Annotated in this window: 15 protein-coding genes; 5 read left to right on the forward strand and 10 right to left on the reverse strand. The window is 69.3% G+C overall.

Annotation, left to right across the window (positions count from 1 at the left end; translation table 11 throughout):
- Positions 1-113: 113 nt before the first annotated feature.
- The 3 genes from ACM6LR_RS30065 to leuC all read right to left on the reverse strand — a co-directional run bounded on the left by ACM6LR_RS30065 (position 114) and on the right by leuC (position 3089).
- On the reverse strand, positions 114-782 hold the full coding sequence (locus ACM6LR_RS30065; RefSeq protein WP_414942068.1) for an HU family DNA-binding protein: 669 nt from the start codon (positions 780-782) through the stop codon (positions 114-116).
- Positions 783-1035: 253 nt separating this feature from the next.
- Complete coding sequence (leuD, locus tag ACM6LR_RS30070; RefSeq protein WP_414942067.1) at positions 1036-1638, reverse strand: 3-isopropylmalate dehydratase small subunit; 603 nt, start codon at positions 1636-1638, stop codon at positions 1036-1038.
- A gap of 32 nt (positions 1639-1670) precedes the next feature.
- Positions 1671-3089, reverse strand: a complete 1419-nt coding sequence (gene leuC / locus ACM6LR_RS30075; RefSeq protein ID WP_414942066.1) for a 3-isopropylmalate dehydratase large subunit — start codon at positions 3087-3089, stop codon at positions 1671-1673.
- Positions 3090-3168: 79 nt separating this feature from the next.
- On the opposite strand from leuC, the gene ACM6LR_RS30080 reads away from it, so the two are divergent.
- Complete coding sequence (locus ACM6LR_RS30080) at positions 3169-3870, forward strand: IclR family transcriptional regulator (RefSeq protein ID WP_076162773.1); 702 nt, start codon at positions 3169-3171, stop codon at positions 3868-3870.
- Positions 3871-3940: 70 nt separating this feature from the next.
- Here the strand turns inward: ACM6LR_RS30080 and ACM6LR_RS30085 are convergent, their stop codons facing one another.
- From ACM6LR_RS30085 to eccCa, 6 genes are all read right to left on the reverse strand, one after another.
- Positions 3941-4333, reverse strand: a complete 393-nt coding sequence (locus ACM6LR_RS30085) for a hypothetical protein (protein ID WP_409490076.1) — start codon at positions 4331-4333, stop codon at positions 3941-3943.
- 255 nt (positions 4334-4588) lie between these two features.
- Positions 4589-5797, reverse strand: coding sequence for a hypothetical protein (locus tag ACM6LR_RS30090; protein ID WP_414942065.1), 1209 nt, complete (start codon positions 5795-5797; stop codon positions 4589-4591).
- 34 nt (positions 5798-5831) lie between these two features.
- Positions 5832-6248, reverse strand: a complete 417-nt coding sequence (locus ACM6LR_RS30095; RefSeq protein WP_414942064.1) for a hypothetical protein — start codon at positions 6246-6248, stop codon at positions 5832-5834.
- A gap of 12 nt (positions 6249-6260) precedes the next feature.
- On the reverse strand, positions 6261-7754 hold the full coding sequence (locus ACM6LR_RS30100; protein WP_414945012.1) for a hypothetical protein: 1494 nt from the start codon (positions 7752-7754) through the stop codon (positions 6261-6263).
- Between the two features lie 9 nt (positions 7755-7763).
- Complete coding sequence (locus tag ACM6LR_RS30105; protein WP_414942062.1) at positions 7764-8147, reverse strand: hypothetical protein; 384 nt, start codon at positions 8145-8147, stop codon at positions 7764-7766.
- 90 nt (positions 8148-8237) lie between these two features.
- Positions 8238-12212, reverse strand: coding sequence for a type VII secretion protein EccCa (eccCa, locus tag ACM6LR_RS30110; RefSeq protein WP_414945013.1), 3975 nt, complete (start codon positions 12210-12212; stop codon positions 8238-8240).
- A 142-nt stretch (positions 12213-12354) separates the two neighbouring features.
- Between eccCa and ACM6LR_RS30115 the strand changes: the two genes are divergently transcribed.
- Complete coding sequence (locus ACM6LR_RS30115; RefSeq protein ID WP_414942060.1) at positions 12355-12657, forward strand: hypothetical protein; 303 nt, start codon at positions 12355-12357, stop codon at positions 12655-12657.
- Between the two features lie 10 nt (positions 12658-12667).
- Entirely contained in the window at positions 12668-12964 is a 297-nt protein-coding gene (locus ACM6LR_RS30120) for a hypothetical protein (protein WP_414942059.1), read from the forward strand.
- A gap of 286 nt (positions 12965-13250) precedes the next feature.
- Here ACM6LR_RS30120 and mycP read toward each other — a convergent pair whose 3' ends face one another.
- On the reverse strand, positions 13251-14531 hold the full coding sequence (mycP, locus tag ACM6LR_RS30125) for a type VII secretion-associated serine protease mycosin (RefSeq protein WP_414942058.1): 1281 nt from the start codon (positions 14529-14531) through the stop codon (positions 13251-13253).
- Positions 14532-14649: 118 nt separating this feature from the next.
- Between mycP and ACM6LR_RS30130 the strand changes: the two genes are divergently transcribed.
- Positions 14650-15021: a YbaB/EbfC family nucleoid-associated protein gene (locus ACM6LR_RS30130; RefSeq protein ID WP_414945014.1), complete on the forward strand. Its 372-nt coding sequence runs from the start codon at positions 14650-14652 to the stop codon at positions 15019-15021.
- Positions 15018-15362, forward strand: coding sequence for a hypothetical protein (locus tag ACM6LR_RS30135; protein ID WP_414942056.1), 345 nt, complete (start codon positions 15018-15020; stop codon positions 15360-15362). The genes ACM6LR_RS30130 and ACM6LR_RS30135 overlap by 4 nt, the downstream gene beginning before the upstream one ends.
- The last annotated feature ends 14 nt before the right edge of the window (positions 15363-15376 follow it).

A 15376-nucleotide genomic window follows, 5' to 3' on the forward strand; every position in this document is an offset into this window, starting at 1 on the left:
AGGGGAAAGGAGACGGCCGCGGCGCACTGGTCCCGACTGGCCTCCCGAAAAATGCGGCAGGGCCCCGCGCCGTGCGCGGGGCCCTGCCGTTGGCTCACTCTGGAAGAGGGAGCTTACTTCTTCTTCGCGGCAGCCGAAGTCCGCTTGGCCGGAGCCTTCTTCGCGGGAGCCTTGGCGGCAGTCGCCTTGGCGGCCGGCTTCGCGGCGGCCTTGGTGGCGGTCGCCTTCTTGGCCGTGGTGGCGCGAGTCGTGGCCTTGGCCGCGGTCTTCGGCGCCGCCTTGGTGGCGGTCGTCTTGGCGGCGGCCTTGGTCGCGGTCGCCTTGGCGGCCGGCTTCGCAGCCGTACGCGTGGTGGCGGCCGCGGCGCGGGTCCGCGTGGTGGTGCTACGCGTCGCGGCCGGGCGGCTGGCGGCCGTCCGGGTCGTCGTCGCGCGGGTGGCGGCGGTCCGAGTGGTGGAGGTGCCGGTGGTCGCGCGCTTCGCAGCGGTGGCCTTCGGCAGCTTCTTCGAACCGCTGATGACGTCCTTGAAGGTCGTACCGGCGCGGAAAGCGGGCACGTTGGTCTTCTTGACGCGAACGGTCTCACCGGTGCGCGGGTTCCGCGCGGTGCGGGCGGCGCGGGCGCGCTTCTCGAACACACCGAAACCGGTGATGTTCACCTTCTCGCCCTTGTTGACCGTCCGGATGATGATGTCGACAAGGCCATCAACGGCCTCCGACGCGACCTTTTTGTCGCCCAGGCGCTCCGACAGCGCCTCGATCAGCTGGGCCTTGTTGGCCATTCCAGTCCTCCAAGAAGAACTACTTGTACACGGCCCCGTCGGCCGACTTAGCGCACACGGTATTACCAATGCAGCACAAATTCCAAACGACGCGCGGAAATTTCCCTTGTCTCGGGGGCTGTTCCGCCTCCCGAGGGACCCCTCAGGGGCCTCTCGAGGTGCCGTTCGGTGTGGTTTCGGGGCAGTCGCGCAGACCCTCGTCCGGGGTGCGGATTCCCTGCTCAGCAAGGGAATCCGCCCCCTTCGACGAGCCCTAGAAAGAGGCCGCCGGGAGGGTCACCGGCTTCCAGGAGGGGCGCTGGGACTCGAAAGTGTCGATCTCCTCCGCGTGGCGGAGTGTCAGGGCGATGTCGTCGAGCCCTTCGAGGAGCCGCCAGCGGGTGTAGTCGTCGATCTGGAAGGGCGCGGTGAAGTCCTTGGCTCGTACCGTCTTCGACTCGAGGTCCACCGTGACCTCCGTCCCGGGCTCGTTTTCGAGCAGCTTCCACAGCAGTTCGACGTCGGCCTGCTCGACCTGAGCGGCGACCAGACCCTGCTTGCCGGAGTTACCGCGGAAGATATCCGCGAACCGGGCGGAGATCACGGCACGGAAGCCGTAGTCCATCAGTGCCCACACCGCGTGCTCACGGGAAGAACCGGTGCCGAAGTCCGGGCCCGCGACCAGGACCGACCCGCTTTTGAAGGGCTCTTCGTTGAGGATGAACGACTCGTCGGAGCGCCAGGCGGCGAAGAGCCCGTCCTCGAAGCCGGTGCGGCTCACGCGCTTGAGGTAGACCGCCGGGATGATCTGGTCAGTGTCCACGTTGGACCGGCGCAGCGGGACCCCGACGCCGGTGTGGTGGGTGAACGCGTCCATGGGTGGGAACTCCTTCGCGGATGTCAGCGATGTCAGCGGACGGTGGCGGGCCGCAGGTCTTCGGGGCTGGACAGGGTTCCCCGCACGGCCGTGGCGGCCGCCACGAGCGGGGAGACCAGGTGCGTCCGGCCGCCCTTGCCCTGCCTGCCTTCGAAGTTGCGGTTCGAGGTCGACGCACTGCGCTCGCCCGGCTTGAGCTGGTCCGGGTTCATGCCGAGGCACATCGAGCAGCCCGCCTGACGCCATTCCGCGCCCGCTTCGGTGAAGACCTGGTCCAGCCCTTCGGCTTCGGCCGCCTGGCGGACACGCATCGAGCCGGGGACGACGAGCATCCGGACCGACCCGGCGACCTTGTGCCCGCGCAGGACGTCCGCGGCGGCCCTCAGATCCTCGATACGGCCATTCGTGCACGAGCCGAGGAAGACGGTGTCCACCGCGATCTCGCGCAGCGGTGTGCCCGGCTTCAGGTCCATATAGGACAGGGCCTTCTCAGCGGCGATGCGCTCGTTCTCGTCGCCGATGCGCTCGGGATCGGGCACCTCGGCGCTCAGCGGGAGACCCTGGCCCGGGTTCGTGCCCCAGGTCACGAAAGGCGTGAGCTCCTCCGCGTTCAGGTGCACCTCGGCGTCGAAGACGGCGTCGTCGTCCGTGCGGAGTTCGCGCCAGTTCTCGACGGCGGCGTCCCAGTCGGCGCCCCGCGGAGCGTGCGGACGGCCCTTCAGATACGCGAACGTCGTCTCGTCCGGAGCGATGAGCCCGGCGCGCGCGCCGGCTTCGATGGACATGTTGCACACCGTCATCCGGGCTTCCATCGACAGCTTTTCGATGGCTTCGCCGCGGTATTCGAGGACGTAGCCCTGCCCGCCGCCGGTGCCGATCTTCGCGATCACGGCGAGGATGACGTCCTTCGCCGTGACACCGGGACGCAGTTCGCCGTCGACCGTGATCGCCATCGTCTTGAATGGACGGAGCGGCAGGGTCTGCGTGGCCATCACGTGTTCGACCTCGGAGGTGCCGATCCCGAAGGCCATCGCGCCGAAAGCGCCGTGTGTCGAGGTGTGACTGTCACCGCACACCACGGTCATCCCGGGCTGGGTCAGGCCGAGCTGCGGGCCGATGACGTGCACGATCCCCTGTTCGGCGTCACCCATCGGATGCAGCCGGACGCCGAACTCCTTGCAGTTGTTGCGAAGGGTGTCGACCTGGGTGCGGGACACGGGATCCGCGATCGGCAGCTCGATGTCGATCGTCGGGACGTTGTGATCCTCGGTGGCGATGGTGAGGTCGGGGCGGCGCAGCTTCCGGCCGGCCAGGCGGAGTCCGTCGAACGCCTGCGGGCTGGTGACCTCGTGCAGCAGGTGCAGATCGATGTAGAGCAGGTCGGGCTCGGCCCCCTCGCCGCGCCGCACCAGATGCGACTCCCACACTTTCTCGGCCAGTGTCCGGGGCATTTCCGGCTCCTCACATGCGGTGAAATCGGTACTTCCCACCATCTGGACATCTCAAACTTCGGGAAGATAGTATCGGCTTGTGGGACAGCATAGCGGTATCGGAGTACTCGACAAGGCCGTGGCCGTGCTTCAGGCCGTGGCCGAAGATCCTTGTGGCCTGGCGGAACTGTGCACGCGGACCGGTCTGCCGCGCGCGACGGCGCACCGGCTCGCGGTCGGTCTCGAGGTGCATCGCCTGTTGCGCCGCGGCCCGGACGGACGCTGGCGGCCGGGCACCGCGCTCGCGGAACTGGCGGGCGGTTCGACCGACCCGCTGCTCGACGCGGCGGGTTCGGTGCTGCCGAAATTGCGCGACATCACCGGGGAAAGCGTTCAGCTCTACCGCCGCGACGGCGTCCAGCGCGTCTGCGTTTCGACCGCGGAACCGCCCAGCGGTCTCCGTGACACGGTGCCGATCGGTTCACGGCTGCCGATGACCGCGGGCTCCGGCGCGAAGGTGCTCGCCGCGTGGTCGGATCCGCACACGCAGCGGACGATCCTTTCCGAGGCGGTGTACGGGGAGCGCACACTGCTCGAAGTCCGCCGTCGCGGCTGGGCCCAGAGCGTGGCGGAGCGGGAACCGGGTGTGGCGAGTGTCTCGGCGCCGGTACGGGATTCGACGGGCACCGTGGTCGCCGCGGTGTCGGTTTCCGGGCCCATCGAACGTATAGGGCGTAAGCCGGGGGCCCGCTGGGCCGCGGACCTGCTCGCCGCCGCGGACGCGCTGCAGGAGCGCCTCTGATCTCTCGAAATACGTGAAGGGCCTCTTGCTCACGTCGCGAGCAAGAGGCCCTTCACGTTCTACCGTCCTATCAGAACTCGTCGGCTCGGGTGAGCTCGTGTTCGAAGGCGTCCGCGCGGGTGACGAGGGACGTCAGTGGATGCCCGAACTCGTTCTGCAGGTTCAGGTCGGCCAGCGGGATCGTGTGCTTGAGCAGGGCGACGCCGTCCACGATCGCCGCGCCGCCGACCGAGTCGCCGCCCGCCAGTTCGAGCAGGCGCCGCAGGTCGATCTTGTCCGCCCACCCGACCGGGGACGAGAGTTCGACCCACTCCAACCCGTCGTGGTCCGGCAGATGGTGCAGGGTGACCTGCTGGCCGCGGCCGTCCTCGGTGTCGACCCGGAACCGGAGCCAGTCGCCCCGTTCTTCGAGCACTTCGTACCGTGCCCGGACGAAATTGATCACGCCTGCCCAGATGGACACCCTCGTCACCTCTCGGTTTCGCCGCCTCGTGCGCTGTCGAGCATGGCACATCCGGAGCCGGTCGAGCCCGTGGGATAGCGCGCGCGGTGCGCGCCGCCGTGTCGTCCGCCTGATCACGCGAGTTCGCCCTTCCCGCACAGACGGCTTGTGTGCGTGGACGGACGACTCGCGTGATCAAGTGGACGACACGCGTGATCGGGTGTCCAGGCCGCCACTTTCGCACCGGCGGCACCACCGGTCACGGCGCCGCGTCGGTCACTGCCAGGTGTCGTCCTCCAGCAGTTGCAGCGATCCCGTGTCCGACTCGGCCACCCGGCGGTGGCCGGGCATCGTGAAGCCGTTGCCCTCGGCATCGACCGCCCTGCCGCGGAGTGCCGCCATCACACCGTCGGTGCCCAGCGCGGGCCGCCGATCCTCACCGGACCTTTCGTGGGGATGCTCGGCCGCGCCCGGCCGCACGGCTCCGGCCGCCCCCGACGAATGCTGCTGCGCTCCCGGAGGCATCATGCCGCCACCTGCCGGACTCGCGGCGCCCGCCGGACCGACGGTGCCACCTGGCGTGATCTCCATGGCCGAAGTGGTGGCGCGCTTTCCCATGCCTGCCCGCGGCGCCCCCGGAATCCCGCCGAGCCCGCCGGCGGCGCCGAGCGTCCCCAGCGGCATCGGTGGCAACGAAGCCAGGCCGGTCGGGGGCAGCCCGCCCCCCGAGAGGCCACCCAACGGGGCGCCCGCGAAGTTACCGGGCGCCAAGGCGTTCGGCGCCAGCCCGGCCAGCGTCGGCCCGCTTCCCGCCGACGAGGTGCCCGGAATCGACGCGGGCGGCGGCTGCGAACCGGTCCAGCCGTCGAGAAGACCGGACGAGTCCGGAAGACTCGCCCCGCTCCCACTTCCGAGTGACTCGGTCAGGCTCTGCACCTCGGTGAGCAGGTTCACCGCCGCGTCGGCCGTTTTCACCGCGTCCGCGGCGGAACCGGTGATCTCGGGGAACCCTGGCAGAAGGTCCGCCGGATTCGCGATTCCGGCGGCGGCGCACATCGACAGCATCGCCGTGTCGAAACGGCTGCCCAACGCGCTCAAGCACGCTCCCGCCTTCTGCTGGACCTCGATCGCCAACGGGGCCGTGAAGGGATTGGATATCAGCCCCAAGTACTCCCCGTAGAGGCCCATCACGATCCCCTGTGTCTGAGGAAGGGTGGCGGCCAGCGAAGCCAGCGTCTCGGACACCTTGGAGTCGTCGATCCGCTGACCCCACATCGTCAAGTCGGCGAGTGACTGCTTGGTCTTCTCCTCGAACGCCCGGCCCGCGTCGTCGGTCCAGTCCGGGGCCAGGTTGTTCGCGCGGGTCTGCAACTCCACTTTGGCGTCTTCGACCCAGCCACGCGCCTCCTTCCACATCTTCGACTTCTCGGTGAGGACCGGGACGCAGGCCTGTGTCTGCGTGATGCACCCGACTATGACTTCCATCGGAAACACGCCATACGGGAACAAGAGAGGCTCCTTAGGTCGTCTGCCGCGAGTCTTCGCCCGCGGCCGTCTTGGTGGGATCCGTGGTGCCGGACTGCGCGTCGCCTGCTCCTGCCACCTGCTTGGCGACGCCGATCACCTTTTCGCCGAGTTCGGCTCCGGAGGTGGCCAGGTCGAGCGCGCTGGTGAGGTCGGCGAGGGAATAGGTCGCGGCCGCCTGCTTGACCTTCGCGCCGTAGGTGACCATGTCCGCGGTGACAAAGCCCAGATAGGCGTTGATCTCGGCGGTGACGGCCACGTCCAGCACCGACAAGAGCGCGCTCTCGACCATCCCGGACAGATTCGCCGGGGTGGCGAGGCCGGTGGTGACCGACGCCGGTATCGGGGGTGCCTTGAGTTGCTGGGAGTACGCGAACATCGAACTGGTGTTGCCGTCGACGAGGTCGGACATGAGCCCCTCCTTCTAGTATCCGGTGCGATATCCCGGTTGATCAGTGGCCGGGTCGACCTGCCACAGGTCTTCGTCGAGCACATGCGCGACGTCGTTCTCGACGGCCGGGCGCCGGCGGGTGACCGGTGGCCGCGGCGGGGCGCCCGCTTTTCCGCGCAGGGCGACCCCGGGATTGCCCTCGGGTTTGCGCGAGCGGACAGCGTTGACGTGTTCGGCGGCTCCCGGCCTGATGTCGCCGCCCGCTCGCCCGCCCGCGCCACCCTGCGGATACATGGGCATCATCCCGGGACTTCCGCCAGCCGTCCCGCCGGCCGCGCCTGACGCCGCGGCGATTCCCGGCAGCCGGTTCGCATACCCCGCGGCACCGGCCAAGGGCGAAGCGATTCCCTGCGCCGGAGGAACAGTGCCACCGGAGCCGATCCCGCCCGCGCCGATCCCGCCCGCGCCAAGGCCACCGCCGGCCCCGCCGCCGCCATCGGCGAGACCGGCGAGACTCGGCAGGCCCAGCGGATCGCCCGCGCCGGGAAGGCCGCTCGGTGCCGGCAGGTCGCCGGGTTTCCAGCCGTCCAGCGGGTTCGGCACGGTCCCCGGTTCGGGAACGTCCACCGATCCGGTCCCACCCGAGCCGAGCAACTGCTCCGCGACCTTTCCGCCGAGATCGACCACCTTGCCCGCGGTGTCGAGCCCCTGCGACGCCAGATCGAGCTGTTCCTGGAGCGTGAGCGGCTTCTGTTCCCCGGGGGTCTCAGGTGTTTCGGCCGGCTCCTGCGGCGGGGTCTCGCCGGGGTCCGGCGCTCCCGTGTCTCCACCGGTGCTGCTCGGATCCCCACCGTTGCCGCCGGTGTCGGCGGCAGGCGAATCCGATGTCAGCTTCGGGACCACCGCGCTGCGCGGGCCGGTCCACGACAGTCCTTTGGCGTCGGGCAGCGCGTTCCCTGACACATCGCGGTAGTGGTTCGCGAGGTTGTCCAGTGCCGCCCCGCCCTTCACGCGGAGATCGTTCTCCAGTGCCTTCTTGTCCTCGTCCTGGACACCTGGCCTTTTCACCAGTTCGAGGTAGTCGCGACGCAGACCGTCCAGGTAGACGAACGTGCGCTCGATGTCGTCGGACAGGGCACGCAGCCGATTGGCCACATTGGACATCGTGATGCCGTGCGAAGGACGGTTCAGTTGTGCTTGGAGGCCGGGCAGCATCGGGAGGACGACCCCGCTCGTCACGGGGATCTGCGCGTCCGGCGTCTGCACCCAGGAACGCAGTGCGTCGATGTCCCGGTTCGCGACCACGCGGAACGCGTCTCCCGCCTGGTCCGGCCAGTGTGAGACGAGGTTTTCCACCTGCTGGTGGAAGGAGCCCACCTTGTCCGTGATCCACGTGGCGGCCTCGTCCCACATGTCGGCCGCCGCGGTGAGCCTCGGGACGTGCGCGCGTTCCGCGCTGATCTTGGTGTACTGCTCGTTGAACGAGAGCAAGGTGTACCCGTAGATACCCTCGAGGACGCCGCCCATACCGGTCTCCTACTTCGCCTGCGGTGCGCCGGGCACCCCTGGTGGGAGCGCCTTCGTCTGGTCGGGAAGCCCGGCCCCGCGATCGTCGCGCCAGCCGTTGAGGAGCACCGCCGCGCCCGCCTGGTCCGCGTCGCGGTAGGCGATCCCGGAGCTCTGGGCGAACTTCCCGTAGGCCGCGATGCCGTACCTGACGTCCTGGACGAACGTCTGAAGTGCCTTGGTCGCATAGGCATCGGCCTGCACGAGCGGCCCGCACTCGGTCAAGCCGTTGCCGCACGAGGCGTCGACGGAACGGCCCATCAGCTTCGGGACGTCCTGCACGATGTTGTTGAAACTCTGGGCGGCCTGCACCATCGCCGCGGTGTCACCGTCGACGTTTTCGTCGGATCCCATGTCCGCTCCTTGCTATTCGTTCCCCGGTTGAAGGCAACCACGCCGGCGACGTGGCGGGCGGGCCGCGACAGGAAGCGGCCACGCGCGCGGTCATTCCTTCGGTGGCAGCCAAGCGATCTGCGTCAGGCTCTTGCCACCGCGACGGTCCACCAGCCAGCCCCGGCCGGGCGGCAGCACCTGCGGGCGCATCCCGCCGAGCAACGGACCCTCGTCGCGGTCGCCGGACATCATCAGGCCGGACGCGCCGACGTCTCGCAGCCTGGCGAGGAACGGCTCGCCGAGGCCGAGGCCCGCACCGCCGCTGCGCCGGGCGAGCACGACGTGCAGGCCGATGTCCGAAGCCTGCGCGATCAACGGGAAGAGCGCGAACAGCGGATGGTCCTTGTGCGTCGCCACCATGTCGTAGTCGTCGACGAGCACGTAGATGTCCGGCCCGGTCCACCAGCCGCGGTTCCGCAGCTGTTCGGTGGTGACGTCCGGTCCAGGCAGGCGGGCGGCCAGCCGTTCGGCCACCTGTGCCAGCAGTTCGGTGCTGTGCGCGTCGTTGACACCCATGCCGATCAGGTGTTCGTCATCGACCTCACCGAGCAGTCCCCGGCGGTGGTCGATGAGCACGATCTGTGCCTCGTCCGGGGTGTACGCCTGGCAGATCCGCCTGGCGAGCACCCGGAGGAAGCCGGTCTTGCCGCTGCGGATGTCCGCCAGCACCAGGAAGTGCGGGTCATCGGCGAAGTCGAGGCGCAGCGGGCCGAGGTCTCGTTCGTGGATGCCGACGGCGAATCCGGCGTCGGGACCGGACAGTTCGTCGGCGGCGGGCAGTTCCGCGTACGGCAGGACTGTCGGCAGCAGCCGAACCGAGGGCGCGGGCTCACCCGGCCAAGCCTTCTCGACGGCGTCCACGAGGGTGGCCACCCCGGCGGCCAGATCCTCGGTGCCGCTCACTCCGTCCACTCGGGGCAGCGCCACCAGCATCTGGTGCCCGGTCATCGCGACACCCCGGCCGGGGGAATCGGGCGGCACGCTCATCGCGGCGCGCCGGTCGATGGCCGAATCGATCGGATCGCCGATCTTCAGCTCGAGCGTGCTGACGAACAGATCCCTGACGTTCATCCGCAGATCGAAGGCACGGGTGGCGCCGGCGATGACGTGGACACCGAAGGCGAGGCCACGCCCGGCGATGTCGTTGACCGTCTCTTCGAGATCCATGAAATCGTTGCGCAGCGTCAGCCAGCCGTCGATGACGAGGAATACGTCGCCGTGGAGGTCTTCGGCGAACCGGCCCTCCGCACGGAGCTTGCGGTAGGTGGCCATCCCGTCGATCCGATGCTGGGCGAAAAGCCGCTCCCGTTGCGCGAGCACCGTCGCCACCTCGGCGACGGTGCGGCGGACCGCGCCCGTGTCGAGGCGGCCGGAAACACCGCCGACGTGGGGCAGGCCCGCGATCGAGGCGAGCGTGCCGCCGCCGAAATCGAGGCAGTAGAACGTGGTCTCCCTCGGCGTGTGGGTGAGCGCGAGGCTCGTGACGAGCGTGCGCAGCGCGGTGCTCTTGCCAGCGCGAGGACCGCCGAGCACCAGCACGTGCCCGGCGCCGCCGGCCAGATCCAGCGTCAACGGATCCCGCCGCTGCTCGAAGGGCCGGTCGACGACGCCGAGCACCGGGCGGAGCGCTCCCGCCGACCCGGCCGACCGGGGAGTCACCCCGCGCTGCGGGTGGATGACCAGCGAGGGCAGCAACTGATCAAGGGTCGGCGACTCGCCGAGCGGCGGCAGCCACACCTGATGGGCCGGGGTTCCCTGTCCTTCCAACCGATCGACCAGGATGTCCAGCAGGGTCTCGCCGGCGGCCTGCTCCGGATCGTCCTCTCGCGCGGGCTCCTCCGCCGGGTCGTCGTCGAGGTCCGGGGCGAGGTAAGCGGTGGTGTACTCGTGCAGCGCGAACGCCTCCGCGGTGGACGCGGACGAACCGGCCCCGGTGCTGCGCTGGTACACGCCGGACACGTAAGCCGAACGGAACCGGTCCATCGGCTCGGTGCCGACCTTGAGGAAGCCGTGGCCAGGAGCCCTCGGCAGTTTGAACGCGTCCGGCACCCCGAGCACCGCGCGACTGTCCATATCGGAAAAGGTGCGCAGCCCGATCCGGTACGACAGGTGGGCTTCGAGACCGCGAAGCCTGCCTTCGTCCAGCCGCTGCGAGGCGAGCAGCAGGTGCACGCCGAGCGACCGGCCGACCCGTCCGATCTGGACGAACATGTCGATGAAGTCGGGCTTGGCCGAAAGCAGTTCCGAGAACTCGTCACAGATCACCAGCAGTGTCGGCACCTCTGGCAACGGCGCGCCCGCCGCTCTCGCCTTCTCGTAGTCACGCAGGGACGAGAAGTTCCCGGCCGCCCGGAGCAGTTCCTGGCGGCGGATCAGCTCACCGTTGATCGCGTCGGTCATCCGGTCGACCAGATGCAGTTCGTCGGCGAGGTTCGTGATCACGGCGCTGGTGTGCGGGAGATTGTCGAGCCGGGTGAAAGTGGCGCCGCCCTTGAAGTCCACCAGTGCGAAGTTCAGCGAGTTCGGCGGATGGGTGACCGCGAGCGCCAGCACGAGAGTGCGCAGCAGCTCCGACTTCCCCGAGCCGGTCGCCCCGATCAGCAGGCCGTGCGGTCCCATCCCGTCCTGGGCGGATTCCTTCAGGTCGATGTCGATCGGCGTGCCGTCTTCCTTGATACCCAGCTTGATCCGGAGCCGGTCCCGGTTTGGCCGGGGCACCCAGGTGTCGACCGGGTCGAATTCGAAGGGATCACCCAGGTCCAGCAGTTCGGCGAGGCCGAGCTCGCTGCTCATCGGTGCGTCGCCGCGCAAACCGGCGGTCAACCGCAGCGGGGCGAGTTGCCTGGCGAGGCCTTCCGCGGCCACCGCGCCGAGCATGTCCGCGTAGCCGAGCCGGGCGGTGCCGTCGACGGTTTCGCTGATCAGGCCGCCGTCCGCGCCGACGTCGAGAAGCACGGTGGTCCGGTCGAAGGCCCTCGGCGGCACGGTGCTCAGGTCCACCACGGTCACGCCTTCGACGCCACCGCCGGTCATCAGGTGGTCGGAACCGGCGACCGCTCCCCCGTCCAGCACCACCACCAGATGCGGACCGGGCACCCGCGTTCCCGCTTCCGGGTCGAACCTCGGGCGCCGGGTCAGTTCCTCTTCGAGCAGCGATTCCAGCGCCGGGATGGTCGCGGCGACCAGGCGCAGCGGCCCGAGCGCGTCGGTGCGCTCCGGATGCAGGGCGTGGGGCAGCCATTTGACCCATTCCCAGTCGTCACGACGATCCTCGCTGACGCACACCGCGACCCGCAGATCGTCAGGGGACTGCATGACGGCCAGCTGCGCCAGCATCGCGCGCAGGAGGCCCAGCACGCCGTCGCGATCGCCGCGCACGTGGATCCGGCTGAAACCGTTGATCGCGATGGCGATCGGCAGATGGTCGATCGTGGCGTAGGTGGTGACGAACCGGCGCAACGCCAGTGCGGAAAGCGGTTCGAGCTCTTCGAGCGGTTTCGTGTCCGGCGCGACCACGGTGAGCGCGGGCCGCTGCCGTCCCAGGGCGATCCGGGCGACGGCGAAATCCGGGTCTTCCTTGCGCCGCTCCCAAAGCCGGTAGCTGGCGGCGAGCGACCACAGCGAAGCGGGATCCGGGTGCAGGTACTCCATCGCGGCACGCTGTTTGCGGGCCGAGCGACGCAACCGCAACCGGTGCTGGGAAAGGTGGCGAAGATACTTTCGCCTGGCGTAACCCATTTCCCGTTTGCTCGGACCTCCGCCCTGCAGGAAACCCATGGCGACCATGCCGAGCATTCCGACGCCCATCAAGCCGTAGACGACGAAGCGCATGGAACCGCCGATCGAGCCGGAGTACATCAGCAGCATCGCGGCCATCATGGCCACCATCGGCAGCACCATGAAGATCTGCGTCCACTGCCTGACCGGCGGTGGCGGGATCTCCGGCGGCGGCTGCAGAAGCAGCTCTCCGGCGGGCATGTCCGGCGCCGACCGGCGGGCGGGCCTCTTCACGACGACTGTCGACATACCCCGGATCGTCCGCTGCGACGCGGTCCCGGCGGCGGCGATGGCAGGAAGATGCCGGTCGGCCGAGTGCGGGCGTCACGCCGCCTACCTTCGCTGAGGAAGGACCGTGATCGTCGATCCAGCGAACAGGAAGGAGTGCCCCATGGCGAATTCAGACGTCGATCTCGATCTGGTGGCGGGCCAGCGTGAAGTGTCGTTCATGAACGAGTCCGTCACGCAGATCCAGGACGGCCAGCAGCGGCTGAACGGCATCACCCAGGCGATGGTCGCGCAGAACAGCGGCCGGATGAACATCGCGGCCAACGACGCCTTCGAGCTTCTCGGGACGAAGGTCACCAAGGTGGGCAGCGACTACAACGAGACCGCCGACAACATCCATTACGGCCTGAATGTCCACGGCTCCGCCGATGACCAGGCCGCCGGCGGCTTCAACTACGGGAGGTAGACGAATGGTCATGAACCCCGATCGGGTCACCTGCAATGTGAGCGCCTCGCTCGAGACCGCGGCGGACACTTCGAAGACCGGTGCCGCGGCACGCGACAACACCGATCTCTTGATGCGCCGCGCGCAGGGTTTCAGCCACGAAAGCGCGCAGGGCGAATACGGCCAAGCCGTGCTGGCGAAGAATCTCCAGCACCAGCGGCTCGCCAATGAGCAGTGGGATGGCCACGACAACCTGAGCGGCAGTGTGACCAATGGTGTCCACGGCCTGGTGAACGCGAAGATGAGTTCGATCAACCGCTTGGGCTGAACCTCGTGGGTGAACACCGGAAAGTCCCGGCGGGCCTGGCTCGCCGGGACTTTCTCGTTTCGGGTGACGGCTGGGCGTGGGCGGCGACGCCACGAAGCCCGCTACGCCTGCTCCAGGCGCTTCGGCTCGCGCCGACGTCCTCGCGACCCCCGGCACGACGCTCCGGTTTCGCGTGATCCTGCTTGCTTGACGTTCGGTTCCGCGTGATCAGACGGAGATCTCACGTGACTGGACGGAGATTACGCGTGATCAGACGGAGATCTCGCCGCCCACCGCACCGCCACGGTCACCGCCGCGGGATCAGGAACACCTGCTCGGGCGGTTCCGCCACGCTCGGCTCGGACGGCATGGCGGTCACCCTTCCCGGCCGCCAGCGACGCCGGTTCCCGCGAGGGAGGATCGCCGCCGTCAAGCCGGCGAGGACGAGTGCGCCGATCGCGGCGGCGGTCAGCCATTTCGCCGTCACCCCGGTCTCCTCGATCCGCGCGGCCCGCTCCAGTCCCGCCTTGTCCGGTGGTGGCGGCAGGAAAGCGGGCATCGCCGCGGGTTTCTCCGGATCGAGACCGTCGGTCACCGCACGGTAGGGATCGACCAGTCCCGCGCCGTAGGCGTCGCTGCCGCGTCCACCGCGTGCCGGATCGGCCGTGGCCTTCAGCCGCTGGATCACCTGCGCGGCGGACAACCTCGGCCACGCCGAGCGCACCAGTGCCGCGGTCGCGGCGACGAACGGCGCGGCGAAACTGGTTCCGTCGACCTGGGCGTGGCCGTCCTCCCTGGTCGTGGTCAGCACCTCGGCACCGGGCGCGACGATACCGACGTACGGGCCGATCTGGGACGTGCCCATCCGTGCTCCCGCACGGTCCACCGCGCCGACCCCGAGCACACCGTCGTAGGAGGCCGGGTAGGACGGCAGCCCGGCGGGCGCGTTCTGCTGCGAATTACCCGCCGCCGCGACCACGACCACGTCCCTGGCCACCGCGTGGGCCACCGCCGCCCGGATGGCGGGGAAATCACTGAACCCGGCCAGCGACAGGTTCATCACCCGCGCGCCCTGATCGGCCGCGTAACGGATACCGGCGGCCACCGCGTCCGGGTTGATCCGCAGCGATTCTCCCCGGTCGCTGATGTCCCGGTCGGTGATCCGCACGGGCAGGATCTCCGCGTCCGGCGCGAGACCGTGGAAACCGGTACCGGGCAACGGATCGGCGGCGATGATCCCGGCCACCCCGGTGCCGTGGGACACGCAGTCGAACGCACCGGGCAGCCCTCCTGGCAAGAAGAAGTCACGGCCGGTCCGCACCTTCCCCGGCCTGCGCAGCTGGGGATGGTCGGCGTCGACGCCGGAGTCGACCACCGCGACCAGCACGCCTGCCCCCCGGCCGCGCGACCAGACCCGTCGCGGATCGAGCGCCTGCTGTGCCCAGGGGAGCGTCTGTACGCGTTCGTGGGCGGGCTCGGGATCGTTGCACACCCCCGCTGGAGGAGCCGCGAACGCCGGAACGGCCCCGCCGACCAGGTGTAGCGCGGCCAGCGCACCGGCCGCCGCGAGTGCCGGAAGTCGTCTCATTTCGGCAATCGTCGGGCAGGACACGCCGGATCTCACCGTGGTGGCCGCAACCTGTCACGCCGCCTCGCGGCACCGCCCTTGCGGGAAGACTCGTGCCGGACGGAATCGAGGAGGCACAGTGGGCACCTTCACCGACAGGCGGGCCGGGTACGCGAGGACTGAACAGCGCCTCCGCGACCAGCAGCGACGGATGGCGGAAGTCCGGGCCACCGCCGAATCCGAGGACGAGCTGATCAGCGCGACCGTCGGGGGCCACGGCGAACTGGTGGAACTGCGCCTCGACCCGCGCGTCTTCCGCGTCCCCGATTCGGCGGGCCTCGCGCGGGCCATCACGGGCACCATCCATCGCGCGGCGGAACTCGCGCAGGAGGAGGGCTTCGCCATCATCGAAGAACACTTCCCCGCCGAGACCACGGCCGCGACGGCGGATCTGCGCCTCGGCCCCGTGCTGCACGAACTGGACCGGCGGATCGCGGGAGGCGAGCGATGAGCGCGGAAGACACCGTCAGCATGAACGGCGGGAATGTCGTCGACATGCACACCGTCGAGACCGCTCACGAGATGACCGTGATCGACGCCGAAGGAACTCATCTCGAGACGGCCTGGAACGCCATCAAGGGCACGCTGCCGGAGCCAGGGACGTTCGGCCACGGCCTGATCGGTGTCGTGTTCAACAGCCGAACGTCCGATCTGGACGGTTCGGTCCGCGCGGCGGCGGACTCGGTCCCACCCGCCTACCGGAACCTCGCGGCCGCCGGTCAGCAGCTGGTGAAGACCTACCTCGCGCACGACGCCGAGGCCGCGAACTTCATCCTCGTCCAGCTCTCCTGAACGGACTCCGGCGA

The sequence above is a fragment of the Amycolatopsis sp. cmx-11-32 genome (genome assembly GCF_047608695.1).
GTDB lineage: Bacteria > Actinomycetota > Actinomycetes > Mycobacteriales > Pseudonocardiaceae > Amycolatopsis.

What these genes read in the sequence shown, in the direction of transcription:
- mycP (WP_414942058.1), bottom strand. Translation starts at nt 14,531, where the DNA reads ATGAGACGACTTCCGGCACTCGCGGCGGCCGGTGCGCTGGCCGCGCTA.
- ACM6LR_RS30115 (WP_414942060.1), top strand. Translation starts at nt 12,355, where the DNA reads ATGGCGAATTCAGACGTCGATCTCGATCTGGTGGCGGGCCAGCGTGAA.
- ACM6LR_RS30090 (WP_414942065.1), bottom strand. Translation starts at nt 5,797, where the DNA reads ATGGAAGTCATAGTCGGGTGCATCACGCAGACACAGGCCTGCGTCCCG.
- ACM6LR_RS30135 (WP_414942056.1), top strand. Translation starts at nt 15,018, where the DNA reads ATGAGCGCGGAAGACACCGTCAGCATGAACGGCGGGAATGTCGTCGAC.
- ACM6LR_RS30100 (WP_414945012.1), bottom strand. Translation starts at nt 7,754, where the DNA reads ATGGGCGGCGTCCTCGAGGGTATCTACGGGTACACCTTGCTCTCGTTC.
- ACM6LR_RS30105 (WP_414942062.1), bottom strand. Translation starts at nt 8,147, where the DNA reads ATGGGATCCGACGAAAACGTCGACGGTGACACCGCGGCGATGGTGCAG.
- ACM6LR_RS30065 (WP_414942068.1), bottom strand. Translation starts at nt 782, where the DNA reads ATGGCCAACAAGGCCCAGCTGATCGAGGCGCTGTCGGAGCGCCTGGGC.
- ACM6LR_RS30120 (WP_414942059.1), top strand. Translation starts at nt 12,668, where the DNA reads ATGAACCCCGATCGGGTCACCTGCAATGTGAGCGCCTCGCTCGAGACC.
- leuD (WP_414942067.1), bottom strand. Translation starts at nt 1,638, where the DNA reads ATGGACGCGTTCACCCACCACACCGGCGTCGGGGTCCCGCTGCGCCGG.
- ACM6LR_RS30095 (WP_414942064.1), bottom strand. Translation starts at nt 6,248, where the DNA reads ATGTCCGACCTCGTCGACGGCAACACCAGTTCGATGTTCGCGTACTCC.
- eccCa (WP_414945013.1), bottom strand. Translation starts at nt 12,212, where the DNA reads ATGTCGACAGTCGTCGTGAAGAGGCCCGCCCGCCGGTCGGCGCCGGAC.
- leuC (WP_414942066.1), bottom strand. Translation starts at nt 3,089, where the DNA reads ATGCCCCGGACACTGGCCGAGAAAGTGTGGGAGTCGCATCTGGTGCGG.